At 53.0% G+C, this 16,685-nt stretch carries 11 protein-coding genes; 5 read left to right on the forward strand and 6 right to left on the reverse strand.

All coding sequences use genetic code 11. The features are described 5' to 3' along the window. Window positions 1–282 precede the first annotated feature (282 nt). Window positions 283–1,248: a YihY/virulence factor BrkB family protein gene (locus M0L20_RS20470; protein ID WP_232558454.1), complete on the forward strand. Its 966-nt coding sequence runs from the start codon at window positions 283–285 to the stop codon at window positions 1,246–1,248. A gap of 189 nt (window positions 1,249–1,437) precedes the next feature. Here M0L20_RS20470 and M0L20_RS20475 read toward each other — a convergent pair whose 3' ends face one another. Then, window positions 1,438–2,331, reverse strand: coding sequence for an alpha/beta hydrolase (locus tag M0L20_RS20475; RefSeq protein WP_248478806.1), 894 nt, complete (start codon window positions 2,329–2,331; stop codon window positions 1,438–1,440). A gap of 232 nt (window positions 2,332–2,563) precedes the next feature. Here M0L20_RS20475 and M0L20_RS20480 point away from each other — a divergent pair, with 232 nt between their 5' ends. The 3 genes from M0L20_RS20480 to M0L20_RS20490 all read left to right on the forward strand — a co-directional run bounded on the left by M0L20_RS20480 (window position 2,564) and on the right by M0L20_RS20490 (window position 7,460). Then, window positions 2,564–4,684 (forward strand): bifunctional aldolase/short-chain dehydrogenase, encoded by a 2,121-nt coding sequence (locus M0L20_RS20480; RefSeq protein ID WP_248478807.1) that lies wholly within the window; start codon window positions 2,564–2,566, stop codon window positions 4,682–4,684. Window positions 4,685–4,703: 19 nt separating this feature from the next. Beyond that, complete coding sequence (locus tag M0L20_RS20485; protein ID WP_248478808.1) at window positions 4,704–5,978, forward strand: sugar isomerase; 1,275 nt, start codon at window positions 4,704–4,706, stop codon at window positions 5,976–5,978. A gap of 81 nt (window positions 5,979–6,059) precedes the next feature. Further along, window positions 6,060–7,460 carry an FGGY-family carbohydrate kinase gene (locus tag M0L20_RS20490; RefSeq protein WP_248478809.1) on the forward strand — a complete coding sequence of 467 codons (1,401 nt, stop codon included), beginning with the start codon at window positions 6,060–6,062 and terminating at the stop codon, window positions 7,458–7,460. A gap of 211 nt (window positions 7,461–7,671) precedes the next feature. Here the strand turns inward: M0L20_RS20490 and M0L20_RS20495 are convergent, their stop codons facing one another. The 3 genes from M0L20_RS20495 to M0L20_RS20505 all read right to left on the reverse strand — a co-directional run bounded on the left by M0L20_RS20495 (window position 7,672) and on the right by M0L20_RS20505 (window position 13,517). Continuing rightward, window positions 7,672–9,435: a purple acid phosphatase family protein gene (locus M0L20_RS20495; protein ID WP_248478810.1), complete on the reverse strand. Its 1,764-nt coding sequence runs from the start codon at window positions 9,433–9,435 to the stop codon at window positions 7,672–7,674. A 32-nt stretch (window positions 9,436–9,467) separates the two neighbouring features. Next, complete coding sequence (locus M0L20_RS20500; RefSeq protein WP_248478811.1) at window positions 9,468–10,721, reverse strand: DUF819 family protein; 1,254 nt, start codon at window positions 10,719–10,721, stop codon at window positions 9,468–9,470. A 636-nt stretch (window positions 10,722–11,357) separates the two neighbouring features. Beyond that, on the reverse strand, window positions 11,358–13,517 hold the full coding sequence (locus tag M0L20_RS20505; RefSeq protein WP_248478812.1) for a hypothetical protein: 2,160 nt from the start codon (window positions 13,515–13,517) through the stop codon (window positions 11,358–11,360). 206 nt (window positions 13,518–13,723) lie between these two features. Here M0L20_RS20505 and M0L20_RS20510 point away from each other — a divergent pair, with 206 nt between their 5' ends. After that, window positions 13,724–15,046, forward strand: coding sequence for a PQQ-dependent sugar dehydrogenase (locus M0L20_RS20510; protein WP_248478813.1), 1,323 nt, complete (start codon window positions 13,724–13,726; stop codon window positions 15,044–15,046). A gap of 261 nt (window positions 15,047–15,307) precedes the next feature. Here M0L20_RS20510 and M0L20_RS20515 read toward each other — a convergent pair whose 3' ends face one another. Then, window positions 15,308–15,763, reverse strand: coding sequence for a YybH family protein (locus M0L20_RS20515; protein ID WP_232558463.1), 456 nt, complete (start codon window positions 15,761–15,763; stop codon window positions 15,308–15,310). Between the two features lie 108 nt (window positions 15,764–15,871). Beyond that, window positions 15,872–16,579: a YMGG-like glycine zipper-containing protein gene (locus M0L20_RS20520; protein WP_232558464.1), complete on the reverse strand. Its 708-nt coding sequence runs from the start codon at window positions 16,577–16,579 to the stop codon at window positions 15,872–15,874. Between the last annotated feature and the right edge of the window lie 106 nt (window positions 16,580–16,685).

The following is a 16,685-nucleotide window of genomic DNA, read 5'->3' on the forward strand; positions in this document are numbered from 1 at the left end:
CAATTCACCTAGACTTTATGCGCTTAAAACGCTTTCCCCGTACTTGGAGGACCGTCAACGCAATCAACTGTTAGGATTTGGTCCCGGATGAAGCTGAAACCAATAGCCAGTTCATTTCTTACCGAATTACTAGTGATCATCCGCTTATACCGTTCTAATGCATACCACTTCGCTTATTTTCGCCAACAACCGGTGACGCTTTGGGTTACTCTTATAGAGGCCACTGTGTCCGTTGCTGGACACGCATCAAACCCATGTGGCTTTTACTACTACCGAAACGTTATGGAAAAGGACACAAACAAAAAATTCTTTGCCAACATTGTCCCGATACTCAAGGACTCTTTTAACGGCTTTCTGGATGATCGCTGCCTGAAACTAAGCGCAGCACTTGCCTATTACACGGTGTTTTCGCTGGCCCCGCTGCTGGTGTTGATTATTTCGCTGATCAGCGTTTTTCTTGGCCAGGAAGCTATTCAGGGGGAAATTTTTTCGCAACTCAACGGACTGGTGGGCAACGAAGCGGCCAAACAGATTCAGGATATGATCAAGAGTGTAGAGCTATCAGGCAAAACGAACACGGCCTTGGCTATCGGGATTGTCACGTTGTTACTGGGTGCCACCAGTATCTTCGTAGAAATTCAAGATTCCGTCAATATGATCTGGCGGGTTAAGGCGAAACCAAAACGCGGCTGGTTAAAACTCGTCAAGGATCGTCTGCTTTCGTCATCGTTAATCATCAGCCTGGGCTTCCTGCTCCTGGTATCGTTGATTGTCAACGGTCTTGTACTGGCCTTGAGTGGTTTCCTTACTCGCTACATTCCAGGTCTTGGCGTTTTCCTGATCAGTGCGATTAACCTGGCTATTAGCACCGGGGTCGTCGCGGTGCTCTTCGGCGTTATTTTCAAAGTATTACCCGACGCCAAAATTGCCTGGAAAGACGTGCGCTGGGGTGCGTTCTTTACGGCTTTGCTGTTCATGCTGGGTCGCTACCTCATCGGTCTGTACATCGAAACGACCAGTACTAGTTCGGCTTACGGAGCTGCCGGTTCGCTCATCGTTATCCTGACCTGGATCTACTACACGGCAGCCATCCTGTACTTTGGCGCGGAATTCACCCAGGCCTACGCAAACCACGTCGGCATTCGGATCGAACCGGCGGACTATGCTGTGTATGTCGAGCAAACCGAACGGGAACGTACGGATGTTAAAAGTATTCCCGTGGAGCAGAAAGCGGCTTCAAGTCGTTAATTCAACGTAAACAATGAATAAAATTCATTGACAATCAATCAATTACTAGTCATTTTTGTGTCGTTTTTTTGTCATCCCGAGGAACGAGGGATCTTCGCTAATTACTAGGATAGTTTCCTGCTACCGAAGATCCCTCGTTCCTCGGGATGACAAAAAATAACCATTACTCACGTTAATTCAGGGCGTTTTCTACCGTTGGGTGGCGGCCACAAACCGAAGCAAATCCTGATAGATGATGTTCTTCTTCCAGAACAACTGCGTGACCATCGCGATGTGTTTTTTGCGGGGCAACTCCGTGAACTCATACTTTACACCCACTTCCTTGAGCCGCTGACTGAACTTGCGGGTGCTTCGGGCAATACTTGGATACGTACGCTCCCCTACAAATAGCAGCATGGGCGGTGTACGGGCATCGACATGGTACAGGGCCGATACCGCCCGCCAGACCACCGGGTCTTTCCCGAACGGAATGAGGTATTTTTCGTCGTCTGGATATTCCATTTTTTGCAGGTAATCGTACATATCGAGTCCCGCCGGATCATCGAGGATTGCCCCTTTGATGGGATTACGATCCAAACCAAGTTTCGTAAAATACGCATCGTCGGTCGCGAGCAGGGCCGCCAGTCCGCCACCCGCCGAATGCCCCATCACAAAAATCCGACCCGGATCACCACCGTATTCGGAGATGTGCTGCGCTGCCCAGCGAACCGCCCTGGCACAGTCGTCCGCCTGCTCCGGTACTTCTACATCAGGGGAAAGCCGATAGTTGATCACGACAGCCACCACACCTTGCTTAGCCAATCGTCGCCCGATAAATGCGTACAGGCTCTTGCGGCCACTATTCCAGTTTCCGCCGTGAATAAACACCACAACCGGGCGACCCAAAACCACTTTATCGGTAGGCGCATACACATCAAGCCGATGCCGCTCGGCATCATAGTCGGGATAGTCAGCGTTCACGTACGCAATATCCTTGGTTCGCCGACTGGCGCGGGCAAACGTGTATTCATTCGCCAAAATTAAAACGGTCAATGGTACAAACAGGGTAACGGGCGCAAGCGCGAAAAAGCGAAAGAAAGTCATTATTGAAAGCGAACGGAGTAAACCCGCTTCAGGTATACAAACTCGATTCGGGATTTGTTCTGTTCTCGTTCTGCTTTCCCCACCTGAATTCTTTTTGCAAAACACGACGTAACGGTTCGGTAACAAATACCAACAGTAGGACAGTACAGGAAAGCCCTTCTCCGTGTGTCTACTACATTTGGTCGAATCAAAAAGCGAAACACACACCGCTGCTTCTGGCGGCTTATCAACTATGTCAACCACGACAAAATCATTTCAGCACGTCAGTTATTTATGGGATGAAGCCAAAGCGGCAGAACTGGCTGGCGACGAAGTAGGGCTGTTAATTTACCGGTCTAACCTGCTCGGGGCCGATTTGCGTCTGACCAACTACGGGGGCGGCAATACGTCCTGCAAAGCGACGGCTAAAGATCCGCTAACGGGTCAGGACACCGAAGTGATGTGGGTAAAAGGGTCAGGCGGTGATTTGGGTACGCTCAAACGTAGCGGACTGGCGGCTTTGTACGTAGACCGTCTGCTGAGCCTCAAAACCATTTACCGGGGGCTCGAATTCGAGGATGAAATGGTCGAGCTGTTCAACCACTGCATTTTCGATCTGTCGTCAAAAGCGCCGTCTATCGATACCCCCCTGCACGGTTTTCTGCCGTTCAAGCACATCGACCACCTCCACCCCGACGCAGCCATTGCCATCGCAGCGGCCAAGGACGGGAAACAGATTGTGCAGGATTTGTTCGGTGGTACACTCGGCTGGGTAGACTGGCAACGTCCTGGTTTTGATCTGGGTCTGAAACTGGAAGCGTGCGTTCAGGCGAATCCGGGTATCCGGGGTATTTTCCTCGGTTCGCACGGTTTGTTTACCTGGGGCGACACGGCGTACGAAAGTTACGTCAACACGCTGGAAGTCATTGAACGGTGCGCCGAATACCTCGAAGAAAACTACGGCAAAAAAGGTCCGATCTTTGGGGGTACGAAATTGGAATCCGTCGAAAAAGACGACCGGTTGAAACAGGCTGCGGCACTGGCTCCCATCCTGCGCGGGTTCTGCTCGAATCAGCAATTGATGGTCGGCCACTTTACCGACGACGACCGCGTTTTGCAGTTTATCAACTCGGCGGATCTTGACCGGCTGGCTCCGATGGGTACCTCCTGCCCCGACCATTTCCTGCGCACGAAAATCAGTCCGCTCGTGCTGGAACTGGCTCCCAACGACGACTTGTCCGACGCGCAGGCTGTCAAAGCGAAACTAACCCCGGCGTTTGAGGCCTACCGGGCCATGTACGAGGACTATTACAACACCTGCAAGCATCCCAACAGCCCGGCCATTCGCGACAAAAATCCGGTGGTCATTCTGTATCCGGGGGTAGGTATGTTCACCTTCGCCAAAGACAAGCAGACCGCTCGCGTGGCCGCCGAATTTTACATCAACGCCATCAACGTGATGCGCGGGGCCGAAGCCATTTCGGAATACACCTCGCTACCTCGTCAGGAAGCGTTTAACATCGAGTACTGGCTTTTGGAAGAAGCCAAGCTGCAACGGATGCCGAAACCCAAGCCGTTGACGGGCCGGATTGCCTTGGTTACGGGCAGTGCGGGTGGTATCGGTAAAGCAATCGCCAAACGGTTTCAGGCCGAAGGGGCCGTGGTGGTCATCAACGACAACGACGCCGACCGGCTGAAAGGGGCCGATGACGAATTCAACCAGCAGTACGGCAAGGACGCTTACGCATCGGCGCTCCTCGACGTTACGGATGGCGCAAGTATTCGGAAAGCTTACGATGTAGCGGCACTGGCATTCGGTGGTGTAGACATTTTGGTTAACTGCGCCGGTCTGTCGATTTCCAAACCCATTGAAGAGCATACCGAGAAAGACTGGGACTTGCTGTACGATGTACTCGTAAAAGGCCAGTTTCTGGTTACTCAACAGGGCGTCGAGATCATGCGCAAACAAGCGATTGGGGGCGACGTACTGAACATCGTCAGCAAGAACGCCTTGGTGTCGGGCCCCAACAACGCGGGCTACGGATCGGCCAAAGCCGCGCAGCTGCACCTGAGCCGACTGAATGCCGCCGAACTGGGCAAAGACCACATTCGTGTAAACGTGATCAACCCCGACGCGGTGATTTCCGACAGCAAGATCTGGGCGGGAGCCTGGGCCGAAGGTCGCGCCAAAGCCTACGGCGTAACGGTCGAGGAATTGCCTGCCTACTACGCCAAACGCACCCTCTTGAACGAGATCATTTTGCCCGACGACATTGCCAACGCGTGCTTTGCCTTCGTCGGTGGTCTACTGAACAAATCGACGGGTAACGTACTGAACGTTGACGGTGGCGTAGCAATGGCTTTTGTTCGATAAACTTCAATCCTAAACCCTTATGCAACTCGAACCGTATCAAATTGCCGACCATAACAACAGCCTTCAGGAAAGTCACCAGCGTAAATTGGCGTACTGGACCGAAGAACTGGCGAACGCGGAAGCCATCATTGCGAAACTCATCGACTTTCAGATCGCTATTCCGAGCTGGGCGCTGGGAACGGGTGGCACTCGTTTCGGGCGGTTCGCCGGGGGTGGTGAGCCGCGTTCTCTGGAAGAAAAGCTCGAAGACATCGGTTTGCTGCACGCCCTGAACCAGTCGAGCGGAGCCATTTCGCTGCACATTCCCTGGGACATCCCGACGGACCCCGAAGCAATCAAGCAACTAGCCGCCCAGCATGGTATCCGGTTCGATGCCATGAACTCGAACACGTTTCAGGATCAGCCGGACCAGCCGCTCAGCTATAAGTTTGGGTCGTTGCAGCACGTCGATCCGGCGGTTCGGCAGCAGGCTATCGACCACAACATCGAGGTAATTCGGCACGGTATTGCGCTTGGCTCCGATTCGCTGACGGTCTGGCTGTCGGATGGGTCGTGTTTTCCGGGTCAGCTCAATTTCCGCAAGGCGTTTGACCGGACATTAGGCAGCCTTCAGGCGATCTACGAAGCCCTGCCCGACGATTGGAAACTGCTGGTCGAATACAAAGCCTACGAACCGAATTTCTATTCGACTACGATTGGCGACTGGGGTTCGTCGTTGCTGTACGCCACCAAGCTCGGTCCCAAAGCCTACACACTGGTCGATCTGGGACACCACCTGCCCAATGCCAACATTGAGCAAATCGTTGCTATTCTGCTGAACGAGAAAAAACTCGGCGGTTTTCATTTCAACGACTCCCAATACGGGGACGACGATTTAACGGCGGGCAGCATCAAACCCTACCAGCTGTTTCTGATCTTCAACGAACTCGTTGACGGATTGGACGCGCGTGGTCTGGATCACGCGACGAGTCTGGGCTGGATGATCGACGCTTCGCACAACGTGAAAGACCCGCTGGAAGATTTGCTCCAATCCGTTGAAGCGATCCAACTGGCCTACGCGCAGGCGCTGCTGGTCGATCGGGTGGCCCTGGAAGAAGCAAGGGAAGCCAACGATGTCGTTCGGGCACAGGAGATCTTGCAGGAAGCGTTCCGTACCGACGTTCGACCGCTGGTAGCCGAAGCCCGTCGGCGGGCGGGCGGTGCGCTCCAACCGCTGGCTTTATTTCGCCAGTTAGCCGTCCGCCAGAAGCTTATCGGCGAACGCGGCACCAAAACCATCGCCACTGGTTTGTAAGTGATACCGGTTACGGAACGCATGTCGGTTGTGTTCCGTAACCGGTATTTTTGATCATTCTTATTGCCTACCTCCCGCCCTATGCCTGCAACGCCCGTTATCGCCATTTTCGACGTTGGCAAGACGAATAAAAAACTGTTTTTGTTTAATGAGCAATACGACATTGTCTGGGAAAAGACGACGCAGTTTGCTGAAACGGCCGACGATGACGGTGACCCCTGCGAAGACGTAGCGCGGTTGGCGGATTGGGTACGCGATTTGTTGCAGGAGGCTGAAAAACTCAATGAATTCACGATCAAAGCCGTCAACTTTTCCGCTTACGGAGCCAGTTTTGTCCATCTGGATACGGATGGTAACGTAGTGGGTCACCTGTACAATTACCTCAAGCCATTTCCAGCAGCGTTACGGCGGCAATTTTACGCAACCTATGGCAGCGAAAGCGACCTATCGGTGCAAACGGCCTCACCCGCGCTGGATAGCCTGAATTCGGGTCTGATGCTGTATCGGCTCAAGCACGATAAACCGACGTTGTTCGAGCGCACCACGTGTTCGCTGCACTTACCGCAGTACCTGAGCTACCTCGTTACGGGGCAATGCTTCTCGGATCTGACCAGCATTGGCTGTCACACGATGCTATGGGATTTCGTAAAAAACGAGTACCACGACTGGGTAAAAGCGGAAGGAATCGACCAACGTCTGGCTCCGATTTTCCCCTCGGATGCCGTGGTATCGACCGACGATACGACCTTGCCATATCCGGTTGGCATTGGTCTGCACGATAGTTCGGCGGCTCTCATTCCGTACCTGGCTTCGTTTCAGGATGCACCCTTTATCTTGATCTCAACCGGTACCTGGTCGATCAGCATGAACCCGTTCAATGCCAGCCCGATCTCGCCCGAAGAATTGCAGTATGATTGTTTGTGCTACCTGCATTACAAAGGTCATCCCGTGAAAGCATCGCGCTTGTTTGCGGGCTACGAACACGAACAACAGACCAAACGACTGGCGGAGCATTTTAACGCGCCCGTTGACTATTACAAAACGGTTGCCTACAATCCCGGTACCATCCAGTCGTTGCGCACCAACCGGCCCGATTCCGGCACCAGTTTCGACCAGGTGAAAAACCCGCCCATGCAGGAATCGCTGTTTGGCTACCGGGATCTAGCTCATTTTCAAACGTACGAAGAAGCGTATCACCAGCTGATGCTGGACATCGTGGCTCAGCAGTTGATTTCGACGGATCTGGTGCTCGAAAATTCACCCGTTAAGCGATTATTTGTGGATGGTGGATTCAGCAAAAATCCGATTTACATGGCTTTGCTGGCAACGGCTTTTCCGCAAACGGACGTGTATGCCGCTTCGGTAGCGCAGGCGACCGCGTTGGGTGCCGCCCTGGCTATTCACCAGCACTGGAACAAGCAGCCTATTCCGACCGAAATCATCCAATTGAAACTGTACACCGCTGACTCCATAGCTAGTTAGTCGCCATTAACCAACCGGTAAAGCTCGTTACAAGCCGTTATCATCGCCCCAGACTCTTTTTTAGAGACTATTCAAAAATTTGTTTTATACCATTTCCATCCTGGCTCCGGCGAACTGGCCCGACGCCAAGACCGGGTCGTCGGGCCAGTTCGCCGGAGCCAGGACAAAAAACGTCCACTTCGGTTCGTCAGGACAAAATTTAGACAGCCTCTTACAACCTGAAACTAATTCGGGAAAGCACGTCGGTGCCGACGCGGGCGATAAACCGGTACTCCCCCGACGCGGGTAAAGTTATTGACTCGGTAATTTGGGCAGTGTTCACATATTGTTTTTCAAACATGACAACACCCTGGCTATCGGTAACGTGCACATCAATCGTTTTTGGGCTTGGAATGGCTACCTTGATCGTGGCGGAACCGGTAGCTGCGTTCGGGTAAATGGCTAGTTGCCCTTCAAACCGCACATCCGTATTCGTCGGATTATCGACATCCACCGCAAAAGCATCCAACAAACAGCCGGATTGATCGGTAACCGTATAAGTCGCTGACGCGGTCGGGGCTACAGTGATCGTCCTACCCGTTTGGCCCGAATTCCAGGTGTAATTACCGGGCCACGATGCCGTCAGGGTAAGCGGCTTACCGGGCGTCGTCAAAAAATAACGACGTTGGTTTACTTTTTTCAGCACGGTAAATTTGTCGCGGACAACCCCATCGGCAGCGACCCACTGTGCATCGAGCCGGTTGTCGGTAACGTCAATGACCATCGAGCCGCCCACCTGGTTATCCGAATACACCATAGCCGGATGCGGATACCCCACGGACTGCCAACCCAGCTGCCCACCACTCCCGTTTACGACGTAGATCGTACCCGCCTGTTTGTTCATGATCGGGCACGAATTGGGCGAACCGTCGTAGCGGGCGTTGCCAGTCGATACCGCGTGTTGACTCTTGTCGAACGTGGTCGATTGCCCGTAATGACCTTTCATCAGATAGCTACGCTCGTACAAATGGCTATGGCCCGACAAGACCAGATCGACCTGATACTGCTCCAGAATAGGCAATAGCTGCTGGCGGATTTGAATCAGATCGTTGGCGTTATCCGAATCATGCGACCCTTTGGTATAGGGCGGGTGGTGAAAAAACACGATCGTCCAGGGCTGGCGATTAGCGGCTAGATCCTTTACGAGCCATTGCGCCTGCCGACCGTTCGGGTCATACACGCGGCCACCGTCATTACCCTGTGAATCGAGGGACACGAAGTGAATATTTGCATAGTCGAACGAATAATTGCGTTTCGACCCCGACGCAACGCCCCCGGCCTCAGCCTGTTGGGGTACATTGACCAGCCGAAAATAATCAATATCCAGGTTGTTTGGATTGTCCACGTACTCATGGTTACCGGGGGTAGGCCATACCGGCAGACGCTTCAGCAGGTCGGTGTACACGTTGAAAACATTCTGCTGGTATTGGGAATCGTAACCCTGATTGTAGGCATTATCGCCGAGCCATAGCCAGATGTCGGCGGGGCGGTCTTTCGTGGCATTCCGGTATTTCTCCAGTACGGCAAACTGATTGGCAGTGCCACTACCAAAATCGCCCAGCGCCCAGATCCGGACGGGAACGGTTGAACCCGCCGTTGGCGACGTTTGAAAATACTGTTCACCGGAGGCCATCAAATCGTTCGTGTTCGTACCAATGGCGTAAAAATAACGGGTAGCCGCCTGCAAGCCCGTCAGGGTAACGACGTGTTCGGTAGTCAGAGCCGGATCAGAAACCGCCTGCGTAAGCTGGTCAGCATTCGCCCCGAAACGAACCCGGCTGCTCGTTGGCTGGTCGGTTCGCCACCGGACGGTTATGCTCGTCGGCGTAACGACTTGCAGATAAGGCGAACGGGTGACAGTCTGTGCGTTAGCAGCAGCCTCGCTTAGGAACAAGCAGACCAGCCACAGCACAGGTGCGGTATATTTACGGATCATGAGTAGTGGTAAAAACTACTAAAACTAAGAAATCATATGACAAGTTGCATCAACCAGGCGCAGGCAATTCCGCCGTAGGTGCCCAGCACATGACTCAATACAGCCAGCAAAACGCCCACGGGTGCCAGCGCCGGATGAAACACAGACGCTACTGCCGGGGCCGTCGCTACCCCGCCAATGTTGGCCTGACTGCCTACGGCCACAAAGAAATAAGGCGCTTTTAGCCAGCGTGCGGCCACAAACATGACCATGATATGAATAAGCATCCAGATAACGGCCACACCAAACAGCCCAACATTACCGCTGACGTTCGACAAGTCGAGCCGCATTCCGATGGTCATAATCAGGAAGTAGATGAACAGAGTCGATAGATCGGTCGTACCCAGTTTTTCGAGCTTACGGGCACGGGTGAACGACAAACCAACGCCCAGGCTGGTTGACAAAATAACCACCCACAGGAAATTGGACAGAAACGGCTCCAGGCCATGCGCCCGCATCCAGTCGGCGTGGGGTTGAAGCGTTTTGGTCAAAAAAATGGCCAGGGCGTGGGCAATAGCAGCTCCCCCGAAACCCAGTGCCAGGATCGTTGTCAGATCGGTTAGATCGGTCGGTTTGTCGCGCTCCTCTCGGTAGTTTAAAATGCGTTGTTTTACTTCTTCGATGCTGCGGCTATCCGCTTTCAGAAAACGGTCGATGCGTTCCGAATACGCGGCTCCGTAGATCAGGCAGGCCGTCCAGGTATTAGCCACAACCGCATCGACCACCAGTATGATGACGAACAGGGCTTCGCTACAACCATAGATTTCCTTCAGTGCGATCTGCGTACCGCTTCCGCCAATCCAGCTACCGGCAATCGTAACCAGACCTTTCCAAAGCTGCTGTTCTTCGGCCTGTTGGTGAAAAGCGGGTGATAATGTACTGACAATCCACAGCGCAATGGGACCACCGAGAATAATGCCTACCGTTCCGGCCAGAAAAACCAGCAGGGCTTTGTTCCCCAACCGAAGAATAGAGCGTAAATCGGCGGTAGATGTGAGCAGGACCAGCGCAGCCGGCAAAAGGTATTGGGAGGCTACGGTGTACAAGCTCGATTGCTCGCCCGAAATAACGCCTAAACTGTTCAGCGCCCCCGGAAAAACGTAACACAGCAGCAAAGCCGGAACCCAATTGTAAAAGCGCTGCCAGCTTTTGTTTTCGGAGCGGGATGTATGAAAGATTAAAGCCAGCAAGGCCAATAGGATGCCTAACACAATGGCATCGTGGGCAATCAGGGGTTGTTTAGGCATTCGAGTAGGTACAGCACAGACCATTCGCTGGTCTTGGCAGCTAGTTACAGAAATAATTTGGCACGGGCCAGGCTTATCACCGGCGAAGTTGGCGAGCGATTCGATTTCTTCGACAAATCGCTTTCACCGGGATGAAGCAGGTAAACCTATTTAACGTGAATAATGGGCCGACATAATACGTAATCATTTGATAATCAAAAAATTAAACGGAAGCTGAGACATCGTTCACGTTATTTATCGCTACCCGCCTGGATAGTTACATTGCCGGACCCCATGGCGAAATTGACTGGCTGTACACCGAAGGCGACTTTGGCTACGAAGCGTTTATGAAACGTTTGTTTCGGACAATATCATCGGGTCTGTGCAATTCCTTAAGGAGCAGGACGGAAGAGACATCTTCTGGTTGAGATACATTACACGAAATAGCATTGTCCGGTTCGACTTACGTTAATCAGTTATCCTTTTGTCGTGGTGTCGGCGGGTCCGTGGAGTCGGTTTTGAGAAACTGACTCCACGGACCCGCCGACACCACTCTGCCCGTATTACATTACAGATTTTGGACAGTACGGATTACACGAAAGCGTGAAATAGCCGGCGCAGCGGGGTTTGGGAGATCAGTCAATGAACACAACACTCTCAAGGCATCCGGTTGAACCCTTCCCAGCGCACCTTCCAGCTTCCGTCCTGCGGAAAGCCTGGTGAAGCGGGCCCCGCGTAGCCGTCCCAACCCGCGCACATCATCGAAACGGCCATCAGCAGCCCGCCGTTGCCGGGAAGGTAAACACGGAGGTTGTCTCGCTGATAATTATGGCCGTTGGGCAGATACGTGTTTTTCGTCACCTTCATCAGCAACGCATCCACGGCTTGTTTAGGTCGCCCCAGCCGGGCTGCGGTCATCGCCACCAACGGATAGTCCCAGCCCCAGGTATCTTCCCAATGCCAGACCGCCATAACCTTGTCGAAGGTGCGCTGCATCGTAGCAATATCCAGCTTGTCCGAAGCGGGCAGGAACCCATAAGCACCCAGTACGGTTGGGTGGTCGGTCATGTACGGCTGAAACGTGTAGGAATCGGGAGCACTCTCAGCCGCCAGATACAAGCCGTCCTGTACCGGCAAGAGGGACAATTTAGTCAGTACATCGTCCCATTTTGGATTGCGGGGAAGCCCCAACCGCTCGCGCCACTGCTGCGCAACAGAAAGTCCCCACCGCCAGTAGGCCAGTTCAAACGTTGGGTTGTAGGTTTCTTCGGGCTTAAATCGCTCCTGAGCCGGAATCAACGCTTTTCCCAGGATGTACCGATTACGGGTCGAGTCCCAGTAAGCATAGGAAGCCATAAAATCAGCCGTATCGAACACCAGCTCTTTGTATTTCTCCAGCGTGGCCCGGTTCTGGTGATACCGATACGCTAATTCGGCAAAATACAGGATGTGTGGCTGTTGCCAGATCAGAAACGGCGAAATGGTTGACGGACTTTCGTTGCCACCCTCGTCGGTCATTTTCTGCCAGCGTACGCCCTTAAAACCCTGCCGCTCGGCAATCGCGCGGGCTTTCTTTTGCACCGACCGATACCAGCCCAGACCTCGTTCCAGCAGATCGATTCGGTTCCACTGGGCGAAATGGGCCGCGTGCCACCAGTGCATTTCCAGGTGCGGTCTGCCGTACCAGCTGTTGTAGGTCAGGCCCGTTTCCTGCGGAGGCATCGAACCCGCACACTGAATCCGGGTCAGGTATTGCGATAACACAACGCGTCGTTCCAGTTCGGTCGCGCGGGGGTCGGTGCTCCCCGAAAAATCGACGGCCCCACCCGACTCCCAGAACTGCGCCCAGCTTCGATGACTACGGGTCTGCGTTTCGGTAAACGACGTAGTTGTTTCGCCGGTTGGCCGCTTCGAAAAACGGCAACTCATGTCCAGCGATGTCTCCTGACCGGACGGTTTCAGCACGAAGGTATGCGGTTCCGTTTGCTCAAGCGAAGCCTTCGAACGCCAGACGATACCCGCCGAATAATGAGTCGTATCAAGCGTTCGTTCTACAACCGCTGCGTTGGCGTTTATTGGCCGAAGTCGTGACGTATGGCGTTCCGGGTTCTGCCAGTCTACGTTGTTTTCCCACCCGCCCGCAGCGTACGGAAATCGTATGGTTAACACCAAATGACCAGTTTTGAGTAAAGGCGACTGGACCCGAACGGCCAGTTGATCCTGAGTCGGATGAGCCACCGTCCATACATCCACCGACTGACCGTCAAATTCAAAATGACTACGAATCTCGCCCGTCCACAAGTTCAGCACCTGACGAATGTGCCCCAAATCCTGCGGTTTGGCGGCTGTCCCATCCGCTTTGGTCAGTCCGAAGCCAATCTGGCCTAGCTGCAACCGATGCGGATTCTCCCGAAACCAATCCGACGCCTGTTTCTTCCGCGTCGGTTCTGAATAGGCATACGTGTACGCAATCGTTCGCCCGTGTGATTGGTAGTCTTTGTACACGTCCTCGATCCGGTATTGCTTCGGATTCGGGAAACTGTGCCAGCCCCACTGCGACTGCGTACCGAGCGGAACGCCCCGTTGATAGGTTTCGGGAAAGGTTTGCAGTCCAGTCGGGTCAACCGTGAACGCAAACTCGCCGTTGCCGACCGACAGCGACTGCATCGAATCAAAGCGGGTAACGACGACGTTATGACGCATGACCACGGCTTTACGGTCAATGCGCGCTTCCGGTAAGAAGTCGTGAGCGGTAGGTTGACGCAACAGGTTTCCGAGCAGGCCCAGCGTACCCAATACCAATAAGCGAGTCAGCATATAAGCAGTAGATTGCCGTATAAAGGCGCTGGTAACCGATTCATACCGTAGGTCGAAAAGCGAAGTAGAAATAGACCGCTGATCCGTCAAAAAACAAGTCAGATCGCCCTTTTTGACGGTTGCGTGTACGATTGATTAGTATTTTTGGGACGAAAACCGCTTACTACTTCAACTAATTATTTTTTTCGTTCAGGTTTACTTTTCGTATGAACAAACCTTCCTTCGCGGTTGCCTTCCTCCTGGCCGCGTTAACCACGGGTATGCGTACAGGCGCTACGCCTACCCCGCCAACTCGATCATCTCGTCATGTCACAAAAACCATTGTCGCATCGGAGCTAAAAGTACCGACCGGCTTTTCTGCCAGTATCGTCGCCGAAGACCTGGGCTCAGCCCGGCACATCGCCATCAGTAAAACCGGCGACATTTACGTGAAACTGGCCAAATTGAAGGATGGCAAAGGCATTTATCGCCTTCGTGATACCGACAAAGATGGCGTCATCGATGAGCGCGTTGGCTTCGGCGATTATCCGGGTACGGGGATTTACCTCAAAAACGGCTACCTGTACACTTCCTCAAATTCAAGCGTTTTTCGCTATAAACTGGATGAAAACGGCGAAGTAATCAATCCGGATCAACCCGAAAAACTGGTGTCAGGACTGATTGTTAAAGAGCGGGACCAGTCAAAATCCATTGCGGTTGATAACCAGGATAACATTTACGTCAATGTAGCGTCGGATAACGATGCCTGCCGGGAAGCCGGGACGGGAAAAGGAATGATGCCCTGCCCTATCCTCGACTCGGCTGCGGCCATCTGGCAGTTCAAAGCCAACAAGCCGAATCAAACCTACGCCGATGGTGTTCGGTATGCCCGAGGACTGAAAAACGTGGTCGGTCTGGACTGGAATCCGGTTAGCAACTCGTTGTTTGTTATGCAGCACGGCCGTGGTCAGTTCCACGATTTTTACCCGCAGTATTACACGGCCAAGCAAAGCGCCGAACTACCCGCCGAAACGATGTACGAAGTACACAAGGGCGACGACGCGGGCTGGCCGTATGTCTACTACGATCAGATTCAGAAAAAGAAAATTCTGGCTCCCGAATACGGCGGTGATGGCAAAAAAACGGGTGGCGAAAAAACCATCGATCCAGCCGTGGCTTTCCCGGCCCATATGGGTCCGAATGGCTTGCTATTCTACACCGGAACCGCTTTTCCCGCCAAATACCGGAACGGTGCGTTTATTGCGTTCCATAGCCAGTCGGCGGAGTTGCACAAAGGCTATCTGGTTGCGTTCGTACCGTTCAAAAATGGCAAACCTTCCGGCAATTGGGAAATCTTCGCCGATAATTTCGCCGGCACGGATCTGGTGAAACCGACCGGTCCTGTTCAGCATCGTCCGTGTGGGTTAGCGCAAGGGCCGGACGGGTCGCTGTACGTCACTGACGATATGAACGGAACGCTGTTCAAGATTGCCTACAAAGGCGCTTCGATGAGTCCGAAGAAAGCAGCGTCGGCCCCCAAAGCGAAGTAAGCGAGCGATTACAGTTCACCGAATAAACGTCGCATCCACACCAGCAGGCTAGTTTAGTAGCTGACGGTGTGGATGCGACGTTTTGTTTAAATGGAGATAGCTTCTGTAGTACTTTAACTTAACTGTCTAAATTTTATTTTGGCGAACTGAAGCGGGTATTTTTTGTCCTGGCTCCGGCCACCCGGCCCGGTCGTTCCTCGGGCCGGGTGGCCGGAGCCAGGACAAAAAAATATAAAAATATTTTATACAACTCGCTATCAATCAGCGTTTTACCTGTACGGGCAAATCTTCGAGTTGAGCGTAGCTTAGCTTCCAGGCACCATCTTCCCCTTTTTTCCAGAGCAGGATAAAATTCCCTTCGCCGATGCCATGTGGTAGATCGGGACTGGCGGGCAATACATCGACCGAAAACGTACCGGCTTCGTAGGCTATTTGGCTATCTATACCGGAACTGACGACGTTGGTTTTCAAGTCGGCCAGCGTTGGCAGTGTTTCGTTGACCCATTTTCTGGATACTTCCGATTTACCCTTGAAGTGAGTGCCTCCCTGGACAAAATCCACATCTTCGGCTAGAAAGCCCGTAATTTTGTCCGAACTTTTGTTATTCCAGGCGTCAATAAACTGCCGATTGAGATCCTGAACCGTTGCCAGATCATTTGACCGTGAACAAGCGGTGAGGAGGCTACTAACGATTAGAATCCAAGAAAGTGTTTTCATGACTTTAGTGAGTGTGACAATTGCCTCCCGTTCGTGTCCGCTACGCTAACAGCGTATGACACGAACGGGGCAAAGTCCAGTAAAACAAATGGTGTTTAAACAAACTACTTACCAGCTTTTGCGCCGATATTCAGATTCACCGTACGGCGTAGATGGATCACCGTAGGATTCGTTGGGCAGAAAGCCTTCCCGTAAGATGTAGGATACTGGCGCTGTTTTGGGATTGTACAAAGCCTGAGGCTGAACCGCTGGTGTCGCGGTGGCCGCTACCGCCGATCGAGTACGAGCCGTGGGCACATAGGGGGCCAGGTCGTTATTGGCAGTATTGGCAACGCGGGCAGCGGCTTCACGCTCAGCTTCGGCACGGGCCAGTGCTTCCTGTTCGGCAGCAGCGCGGGCAGCGGCTTCTTTTTTGCGCTTATTGTCAACGTGCTTCCCGATAGCGTAACCAGCGGCTCCACCCGCTACTCCCCCAATAAGGCCACCGACGACTCGGTTACGCCGGTTGATGATGGCACCGGCAGCACCACCGACACCCGCCCCAATGGCCGTACCTTTCGCCTGCGGACTCCAGCGCTTCTTTTTTTGCTTACCAATGGCGTAACCCGAAGCGCCACCTAATACCCCACCAACCACGCCCCCAACTGCTGGATTGCGTTTGTTAATGACAGCACCGGCTACAGCTCCAACACCTGTTCCTACTACGGCTCCCGTCGTCTGGGGTCCCCATCCGGAGCGACTTTGCGCCTGGCTAGTGTGCCCCAACAGGGTTACTAATAAAAACAGCAGACCAATCTTATGATGAATCGTTTTCATAGCAGTGGATTTTTGTGCGTTCATAGGTTAATTACTTCAACTAGAAACAACCGACCTTACTATTCACTTGTTTCATTTTACTCTAAGACATACATAGAGCAAATTG

This window comes from Spirosoma liriopis, assembly GCF_023196085.1.
GTDB lineage: Bacteria > Bacteroidota > Bacteroidia > Cytophagales > Spirosomataceae > Spirosoma > Spirosoma oryzicola.